At 75.3% G+C, this 9,699-nt stretch carries 1 protein-coding gene; it reads right to left on the reverse strand.

Annotated elements, in window-relative coordinates; translation table 11 throughout:
* Positions 1–9,699: SDR family NAD(P)-dependent oxidoreductase (locus ACWCYO_RS39190; RefSeq protein ID WP_449786869.1), on the reverse strand; the 9,699-nt coding region annotated here is incomplete at both ends.

Here is a 9,699-nt window from a genome sequence, read left to right on the forward strand (position 1 = left end):
CAGCATCGCACCACCCACAGGAAGCGCCTGCATCAGCCGGCCGCGGGCGCTCACCAGCGCACACGCATCGGCGAGCGAGAACACCCCGGCCACGTGCGCCGCGGCCACCTCACCGATCGAATGCCCGGCCACGAACTCCGCCCGCACACCCAACGATTCGACCAGCCGGTACAGCGCGACCTCGACGGCGAACAGCGCCGCCTGGGCGTACGCGGTCTGGTTCAGCAGGTCCTCGTCCTCACCCCACACCACCTCGCGCAAGGCCGGATCCAGCTCCGCGCACACCTCCTCGAAGGTCCGGGCGAACACCGGGAACCGGGCGTACAACTCCCGCCCCATCCCGAGCCGTTGCGAGCCCTGACCCGAGAAGAGGAACGCCGTCCGCCCGCTGCTGGCGACGCCGGTCGGCGCCTCGCCGTCCGCCACCGCCCGCAGGCCGGCCAGGAGTTGCTCGCTCCCGTCGCCGACCACGGCCGCGCGGTGTTCGAGCGCCGCGCGGGTCGTCGCCAGCGAGTACGCGATGTCCACCGGCCGGGCCTCGTCGGCGACGGCGAGCAGGCGCCCCGCCTGTGCCCGCAGGGCCTCCGGGGTCGCGGCGGACAGCAGCCATGGCACGACTCCCGGTTCGACCTCCGGCTCCTCCGGGGACGGGACCGCTGCCGGGGCCTCCTCGATGATCACGTGGGCGTTGGTGCCGCTGATGCCGAAGGACGAGACGCCGGCGCGGCGCGGCCGGTCGCCCGGGGCCCACGGCCGGGGCTCGGTCAGGAGCCGGACGGCCCCCTCCGACCAGTCCACGTTCGCACTCGGCTCGTCCACGTGCAGCGTCGGCGGCAGCTCGCCGTTGTGCAGCGCGAGCACCATCTTGATCACGCCGGCCACGCCGGCCGCGGCCTGGGTGTGCCCGATGTTCGACTTGATCGAGCCCAGGAGCAGCGGCTCTTCGCGGTCCTGCCCGTACGTGGCGAGCAGCGCCTGGGCCTCGATCGGGTCGCCCAGGGTCGTGCCCGTGCCGTGTGCCTCGACCACGTCGACCTGGTCGGCGCCGAGGCGGGCGTTGGCGAGCGCCTGCCGGATCACGCGCTGCTGCGACGGGCCGTTCGGGGCCGTCAGGCCGTTCGACGCGCCGTCCTGGTTGACGGCGCTGCCGCGCACGAGCGCGAGCACCGGGTGCCCGTTGCGCAGCGCGTCCGACAGCCGTTCGACGATCAGGAAGCCCGCACCCTCCGCGAAGCCCGTGCCGTCGGCGGCGGTCGCGAACGACTTGCACCGCCCGTCGGGGGCGAGCGCGCCCTGGCGGCCGAACTCGGCGAACACGCCGGGCGTCGCCATGACTGTCACGCCGCCGGTGATCGCGAGCGAGCAGTCGCCCTGGCGCAGTGCCTGGGCGGCCAGGTGCAGGGCGACCAGGGAGGAGGAGCAGGCGGTGTCGACGGCGACGGCCAGGCCCTCCAGCCCGAGTTCGTACGAGACGCGGCCGGCCACCACGCTGCCGTTGCCGTCGCTGCCCGGGTAGTCGTGGTACATCACGCCGGTGAAGACGCCGGTGCGGGTGCCGCGCAGGCCGCCGGGGTCGATGCCGGCGCGCTCCAGGGCCTCCCAGGCGAGCTCCAGCGTGAGCCGTTGCTGCGGGTCCATGGCGAGGGCCTCGCGCGGGGAGATCCCGAAGAAGCCCGGGTCGAAGTCCGCGGCGCCGTCGAGGAACCCGCCGGCGTGGGTGTGGGTGGAGTCCTCGGTGCGCAGCGTGGAGAGGTCCCAGCCGCGGTCGGCGGGGAACGGGGAGATGGCGTCCGCGCCGGACGCCACCACCTGCCAGAGCTCCTCGGGCGTGGTCACCCCGCCCGGGTAGCGGCAGGCCATGCCGACGATGGCGATCGGGTCGTGACGGCCCTCGGTCGCCGCCGCCGGGCCGTCCGTCTCCGCGTCGGCGGAGCGGACCCGGTCGTCGGCGAGGTCGAGCAGGGCGTCGACCAGGCCCGCGTCCCGGAGGCGGCGGGTCGGGATCGACTGCAGCGCGGCGCGCAGGTCGGCCTCGGCGCGGGACGCCTCACCGCTCGCAGCGGCGGTCCGCGCGCCCAGCTCGGTGACGATGAGGTCCGCCACCGCCTCGGCGTTCGGGTGGTCGAAGGCGAGGGTCGCGGGCAGACGCAGGCCGGTGCGGGTGTTGAGCCGGTTGCGCAGGTCGGTCGCGGCGAGGGAGTCGAAGCCGAGCTCCTGGAACGCGCGGTCGGGCTCGATCGCGTCGCCCGAGGCGTGGCCGAGCAGCCCGGCCACCTGCTCCCGGACGAGGTCGAGGACGATCCGCCGCTGGTCCGACTCCGTCAGCCCGGTGAGCCGGGCCGCGAGACCGTCGCCCGGCGCGGCCGATGGAGCGGCGTGGGCCGCCGTGCGGCGGGCGGCCGGGACGAGGGCGCGCAGCAGCGCGGGGAGCTCGTCGGTGCGGGCGCGCAGGGCGGCGGTGTCCACCCGGACCGGGACGACGGCGGCGCGCTCGCTGCGCAGACCGGCGGCGAACAGCGCCAGTCCGGCCTCGCGGGTGAGCGGCGGGACGCCCTGGTCGGCCATGCGGTTGCGGTTGAGCTCCAGGAGCTGCTCGCCGAGGCCGGCGCCGACGTCCCACATGCCGTAGGCCATGGACGTGGCGGGCAGGCCGGCGGCGCGGCGGTGGGCGGCGAGGGCGTCGAGGAAGACGTTCGCCGCCGCGTAGTTGCCCTGGCCGGCGGTCAGCACCAGGCCACCGGCCGAGGAGAAGAGGACGAACGCGGTCAGGTCGAGGTGGCTCGTCAGCTCGTGCAGATACCAGGCGCCATCGGCCTTCGGGGCCAGGACGGTGTCCATCCGGGCGGGGGTGAGTGCGCCGACCAGGCCGTTGTCACCGATACCGGCCGCGTGGATCACTGCGGACAGGCCGGGGATCGCGTCGACCAAAGCGGCCACCGCCTCGCGGTCCGCCATGTCACAGGCCCGGACCGCAGCGGCAGCGCCGAGGGCGGACAACTCCGCCACCAGTTCCACCGCACCCGGCGCCTCCAGACCGCGACGGCTCGTCAGCACCAGGCTCCGGACACCGCACTCCGCGGCCAGGTAGCGCGCCACGACAGCACCCAGGCCACCGGTGCCGCCGGTGATCAGCACCGTGTCGTCAGCACCGACCGGCAGCGGACCCTCCGACTGCGGCAGGCGGACCAGACGTGGAACGTGGACGGCTCCGGCACGCACGGCCGCCTCCGGCTCGGCGGTGACGACGATGTCCCCGTCCGTGTCCAGCAGACCGAAGCGCCCCGGGTTCTCCGCCTGCGCGGACCGCACCAGACCCCACACCGGAGCCTGCGCCATATGCACGGGGTCGCCTTCACTGAAGGCCACCGCACCCCGCGTCACCACCACCAGACGCGACGCCGCGAACCGCTCCTCCGCCAGCCACGCCTGGAGGACCTCCAGCACGGCGTGGACGTTCGCGCGGACACCGCTCGGGACGTCCTCGGTGCCCACGAAGCCGCCGCAGTCGAGCACGACCACACCGGGCACCGGCTCCGAGGACCGTGCGACCTCGTCCCAGCTCGCCCAGGAGGCTTCCGCGGCGGACGAGTGGGCTAGCTCCGCCCACTCGATCCCGTACAGCGGGTCGACCGAACCCAGCTGCTCCGCCGAGACCGCCCGGCCCACCATGGAGGCCACGGCCAGCACCGGGCCGCCGGCCGGGTCGGCGAGGTCGAGCCGCAGCCCGCCGTCGCCGAGGCGGACGATCCGCACCCGCACCCCCGACGCGCCGACGGCCGACAGGGTCACGCCGGTCCACGCGAACGGGATCACCGTCTCCCGCTCGCCCCCACCGGCCAGGATCGCGGCGTGCATGGCCGCGTCGAGCAGCGCCGGGTGCACACCGAAGCCGTCGGCCTCGACGCCCTCCGGCAGCGCGACCTCGGCGAACAGCTCGTCTCCGCGCCGCCAGGCGGCCCGCAGGCCCTGGAACACCGGGCCGTAGCCGAACCCGGCCTCCGCCATCCGCTCGTACGCGCCCTCCACCGGCAGCGCCTCCGCGCCGACCGGCGGCCAGACCTCGAAGACCTCCGCCTCCACGCCTCCGCCGACGGCCAGCGAACCGGCCGCGTGCTGGACCCATCCGGCGTCCGGATCCCCGTCCAGGCGCGAACGGATGGTGACCTCCCGCCGGTCCGAGGCGTCCGGGCCGCCGACCCGCACGTGCAGCTGGACGGCGCCGTGCTCGGGCAGCACCAGCGGTGCCGCCAGCGTCAGCTCCTCCAGCAGCTCGCAGCCCACCTCGGCCGCGGCCCGCAGGGCGAGCTCGACCAGCGCCGCGCCCGGCACGAGGACGGTGTCCAGGACCTGGTGGTCGGCCAGCCACGGGTGCGAGTCCAGCGACAACCGACCGGTGAGGAGGAACCCGTCCGCGTGGGACAGGTCGACGGCCGCGCCGAGCAGCGGGTGCTCGAAGGCGCTCACGCCGGCCGCGCCCAGGTCGCCGAGCGGGGTCGTCGCGTCGAGCCAGTAGCGGCGGTGCTGGAACGCGTAGGTGGGCAGGTCCACCGTCCGGGCCCCGGTGCCGGCGAAGAGGACGGACCAGTCCACCTCGGCCCCGGCCGCGTGCAGCCGGCCGAGCGCGCCGACCAGGCCCGCCTCCTCGTCGCGATCCGCGTGCAGGGCGGGCACGACGCACGTGCCGGCGGCCGTCGGGTCGTCCAGGACGCCCTGCACCAGGCCCGACAGGACGGTGTCGGGGCCGAGCTCGAGGTAGCGGCGGACGCCGGCCTCGTGGAGGGTGCGGACGCCGTCGGCGAAGCGGACGGCCTCGCGGACGTGACGCACCCAGTAGTCAGGGGTCGTGAAGTCCCCGTCCAGGGCGCCAGTGAGGTTGGAGACCAGCGGGATCGAAGGAGCGTTGTACGTCAGTCCGTCGAGAACGGAACGGAAGTCCGCCAGCATCGGGTCCATCAACGGCGAGTGGAACGCGTGCGAGACGCGCAGGCGGCTCGTCCGGCGGTCGGCGAAGTGCGCTTCGATCGCCGCCACGGCGTCCTCCGCGCCCGAGACCACGACCGACCTCGGACCGTTCACGGCCGCGATCGACACGAACTCACCCAGCAGCGGCAGGACTTCGCCCTCCGTCGCCTGCACCGCCAGCATCGCACCACCGGACGGCAACGCCTGCATCAGGCGGACGCGGGCGCTCACCAGCGTGCTGGCGTCCGTCAGCGAGAACACCCCGGCCACGTGCGCCGCAGCCACCTCACCGATCGAGTGCCCGGCCACGAACTCCGCCCGGACGCCCAGTGATTCGACGAGGCGGAACAGCGCGACCTCGACGGCGAACAGCGCCGTCTGGGCGTACTCCGTCCGGTCCAGCAGCTCCGCATCCGCACCCCACACCACGTCCCGCAGCGGCAGGTCCATCGAAGCGCACACCTCGTCGAAGGCCCGGGCGAACACTGGGAACCGGGCGTACAACTCCCGACCCATCCCGAGCCGTTGCGAGCCCTGACCGGAGAACAGGAACGCCGTCGCCCCACCAGCCCGGGCGGACGAGACTGCCGCGCCAGGGGCGAGTTCGCCCCGGCCCAGTGCCTTCAGCCCGGCCAGCAGGTCCGCGCGGTCCGCGCCGAGCAGCACCGCGCGGTGCTCCAGCGCCGGCCGCGTCGCGACCAGCGAGTGGGCCACGTCGAGCACGGCGAGCTCGGGCCGGGCACCGACGAAATCCGCCAGGCGCTCGGCCTGCACCCGCAGGGCCTCCGGCGTCGCCGCGGCGAGCAGCCACGGCAGCGTGCCCACCTCCCGCTCGACAGCGACTGGTCCGGCCACCGGATCCGGGCCCTGTTCCACGATCACGTGCGCATTGGTCCCGCTGATCCCGAAGGCGGACACGCCCGCCCGGCGCGGACGGCCGGTCGCCGGCCAGTCCCGCGCCTCGGCCAGCAGCTCGACCGCGCCCTCCGACCACTCGACGTGCGGCGAGGGCCGGTCGATGTGCAGCGACTTCGGCAGCACGCCGTGCTGCATCGCGAGCACCATCTTGATCACGCCGGCCACGCCGGCCGCCGCCTGCGCGTGCCCGATGTTCGACTTGATCGAGCCCAGCAGCAGCGGCAGTTCACGCTCCTGCCCGTACGTCGCCAGCAGCGCCTGCGCCTCGATCGGGTCACCGAGCGTCGTGCCGGTCCCGTGCGCCTCCACCGCGTCCACGTCGGCGGCCGACAGCCCTGCGTTCGCCAGCGCCTGACGGATCACCCGCTGCTGCGACGGCCCGTTCGGCGCCGAGAAGCCGTTGCTCGCGCCGTCCTGGTTGACGGCCGTACCGCGGATCACCGCGAGCACCCGGTGGCCGTTGCGCTCCGCGTCGGACAGCCGCTCGACGAGCACCACGCCGACGCCCTCGGACCAGCCGACGCCGTCCGCGGCACCGGCGAACGCCTTGCAGCGGCCGTCCGCCGACAGCCCCCGCTGCCGCGAGAACTCGATGAACATGCCCGGCGTCGACATCACCGTCGCGCCGCCCGCGAGGGCCAGCGAGCACTCGCCGGTGCGCAGCGCCTGGACCGCCAGGTGCAGGGCGACGAGCGAGGAGGAGCAGGCCGTGTCGACGGTCACCGCCGGACCCTCCAGGCCCAGGGTGTAGGACACCCGGCCGGAGACGACGCTGCCGCCGCTGGTACCGGAGGGGTTCGTGTTGAGCGCGTAGTCGTGGTACATGACGCCCGCGAAGACGCCGGTCCGGCTGCCGCGCAGGGACAGCGGGTCGATGCCGGCCCGCTCCAGCGCCTCCCACGAGGTCTCCAGGAGGAGCCGCTGCTGCGGGTCCATGTAGAGGGCCTCGCGCGGGGAGATGCCGAAGAACCCGGGGTCGAAGTCGCCGGCGTCGTGCAGGAAGCTACCGTGGCGGGTGTAGCTGCGGCCCTCCTTGCCGGGCTCGGGGTCGTAGAGGTGCTCGATGTCCCAGCCGCGGTCGGTCGGCAGGCCGGTGACGGTGTCGACGCCGTCGGCCAGCAGCCGCCACAGCTCCTCGGGCGTGGTCGCGCCGCCGGGGTAGCGGCAGGCCATGCCGACGATCGCGATCGGCTCGTCGGCGGTGTGGGGGCGGACGGCGGTGCCGGTCGTCGGCGTCGTCTCCGTGCCCGCGCCGGCCAGGTCGACGAGGTGCGCGGCGACGGCCCGGGCGTTCGGGAAGTCGAAGGCGAGCGTGGCGGGCAGGCGCAGGCCGGTGCGCTTGTTGAGGCGGTTGCGCAGATCGGTCGCGGCGAGGGAGTCGAAGCCGAGCTCCTGGAACGCACGCTCGGGCGCGATCGCCTCGGCGGAGGCGTGGCCGAGCACGGCGGCCACCTCCGCCCGTACGAGCTCCAGCGCCAGGTGCCGGCCCTCGCCCTCCCCCAGCCGGGCGAGGCGCCCGGCCAGGCCGGTCTCGGCCGCGCGGCCGCTCGTGGGCAGCTCGGCGCGCCGGCGCAGTGCGGCGAGGCCGCGCAGGAGCGCGGGGACCTCGTCGGTGCGGGCGCGCAGGGCGGCCGCGTCGACCCGGATCGGGACGACGGCGGGGCGCTCGCTGCGCAGGGCGGTGGCGAAGAGGGCGAGGCCGGTCGCGTGGTCGAGCACGGGGACGCCCTGGCTGGCCATCCGCACCCGGTCGACGTCCGCGAGGTCGCGGCCGAGGCCGGCGCCGACGTCCCACAAGCCGTAGGCCATGGACGTGGCGGGCAGACCAGCGGCGCGCCGGTGGGCGGCGAGGGCGTCGAGGAAGACGTTCGCCGCCGCGTAGTTGCCCTGACCGGCGGTCAGCACCAGGCCACCGGCCGAGGAGAAGAGGACGAAGGCGGTCAGGTCCAGGTGGCTCGTCAGCTCGTGCAGATACCAGGCGCCATCGGCCTTCGGGGCCAGGACGGCGTCGATGCGCTCGGGCGTGAGTGCACCGACCAGGCCGTTGTCACCAACGCCAGCGGCGTGGATCACGGCGGACAGGCCGGGGATCGCGTCGACCAAAGCGGCCACCGCCTCGCGGTCCGCCATGTCACAGGCGCGCACGTCGGCGACGGCGCCGAGGGCGGACAGCTCCGCCACCAGCTCGGCCGCGCCCGGCGCCTCCAGGCCGCGACGGCTCGTCAGCACCAGGCTGCGCACGCCGCACTCCGCGGCCAGGTACCGGGCCACGACGGCCCCCAGACCGCCCGTGCCGCCGGTGATCAGCACCGTGTCACCCACGCCGACCGACAGCGGACCCTCCGACTGCGGGAGCCGGACCAGACGCGGGACGTGAACGGCCCCGCCACGCACGGCCGCCTCCGGCTCGGCGGTGACGATCACCTCCCCGTCGGTGTCCAGCAGACCGAAGCGACCCGGGTTCTCCGCCTGCGCCGCCCGGACCAGACCCCACACCGGAGCCTGCGCCAGATCCACCGCCTCGGTCCCACCAAAGGCCACCGCCCCCCGCGTCACCACCACCAACCGCGACGCCGCGAACCGCTCCTCCGCCAGCCACGCCTGCACCACGCGCAGCACCTGCTGCGTCATCTCGCGTACGGCCGCCGGAACGTCGCCGTCCGGGGCGACCAGGCTCGCGCAGTCCAGGACGACGGTCTCGGGAGCCGGCCCCTCGGCGGGCAGGGCGTCCCAGGCCGTCCACTGCGCGGCCGCCTCAGTGGCGGCCGGCAGCTCCGCCCACTCGACCGCGTACAGCGGGTCGGCCGAGCCCAGCTGCTGAGCCGAGACCGCCCGGCCCTTCACGGAGGCCACCGTCAACACGGGGGCACCGGCAGGGTCGGCGAGGTCGAGCCGCAGCCCGCCGTCGAGCCGGAGCAGGCGCACCCGCACGGTCGACGCGCCGACGGCGCGCAGTGCGGCGCCCGTCCACGCGAACGGGACCACGGTGTCGTCACTCCCGGCATCGACGATGGCGACGTGCATGGCCGCGTCGAGGAGCGCCGGGTGCAGGCCGAAGCCGTCGGCCTCGACGTCCTCGGGGAGCTCGACGTCCGCGAACAGCTCGTCGCCGCGCCGCCAGGCGGCCCGCAGGCCCCGGAACGCGTGGCCGTAGCCGAACCCGGCCTCGGCCATCCGCTCGTAGGCGCCCTCCACCGGCAGTGCCTCGGCGTCGGCCGGCGGCCAGACGCCGAAGGCCTCCGCCTCCATGGCTCCGCCGACGGCCAGCGAACCGGCCGCGTGCTGGACCCACCCGGCGTCCGGATCCCCGTCCGGGCGGGTGTGGACCGTGAGCTCGCGGCGCCCGGTGGCGTCCGGTGTTCCCACGCGGAGCTGGAGCTGGAGCGCGTCCTGCTCGGGCAGCACCAGCGGTGCCGCCAGGGTCAGCTCCTCCACCTGGTCGCAGCCCACCTCGGCCGCGGCCCGCAGGGCGAGTTCGAGCAGGCCGGCGCCGGGGAGCAGGACCGTACCCTGGACGACATGATCGGCCAGCCAGGGGAACGCGGCCGTCGACAGGCGCCCGGTGAGCACCAGCCCGTCCTCGTCGGCCAGTTCGACCGCCGCGCCGAGCAGCGGGTGCGTGCTGGCGCCGAGCCCGGCGGAGCGGACGTCGCCGCCACGGGCGACGAGGGGCGCGGGCCAGAAGCGGGTGCGCTGGAAGGCGTACGTCGGCACGTCGATGCGCCGGGCGCCGGTGCCGACGAACAGGGGGGCCCAGTCGACCGTGGCGCCGTGGACGTGGAGGCGGGCGAGGGCGTCGACGAAGGTCCGCTCCTCGGC

The sequence above is a fragment of the Kitasatospora sp. NPDC001683 genome (genome assembly GCF_053596495.1).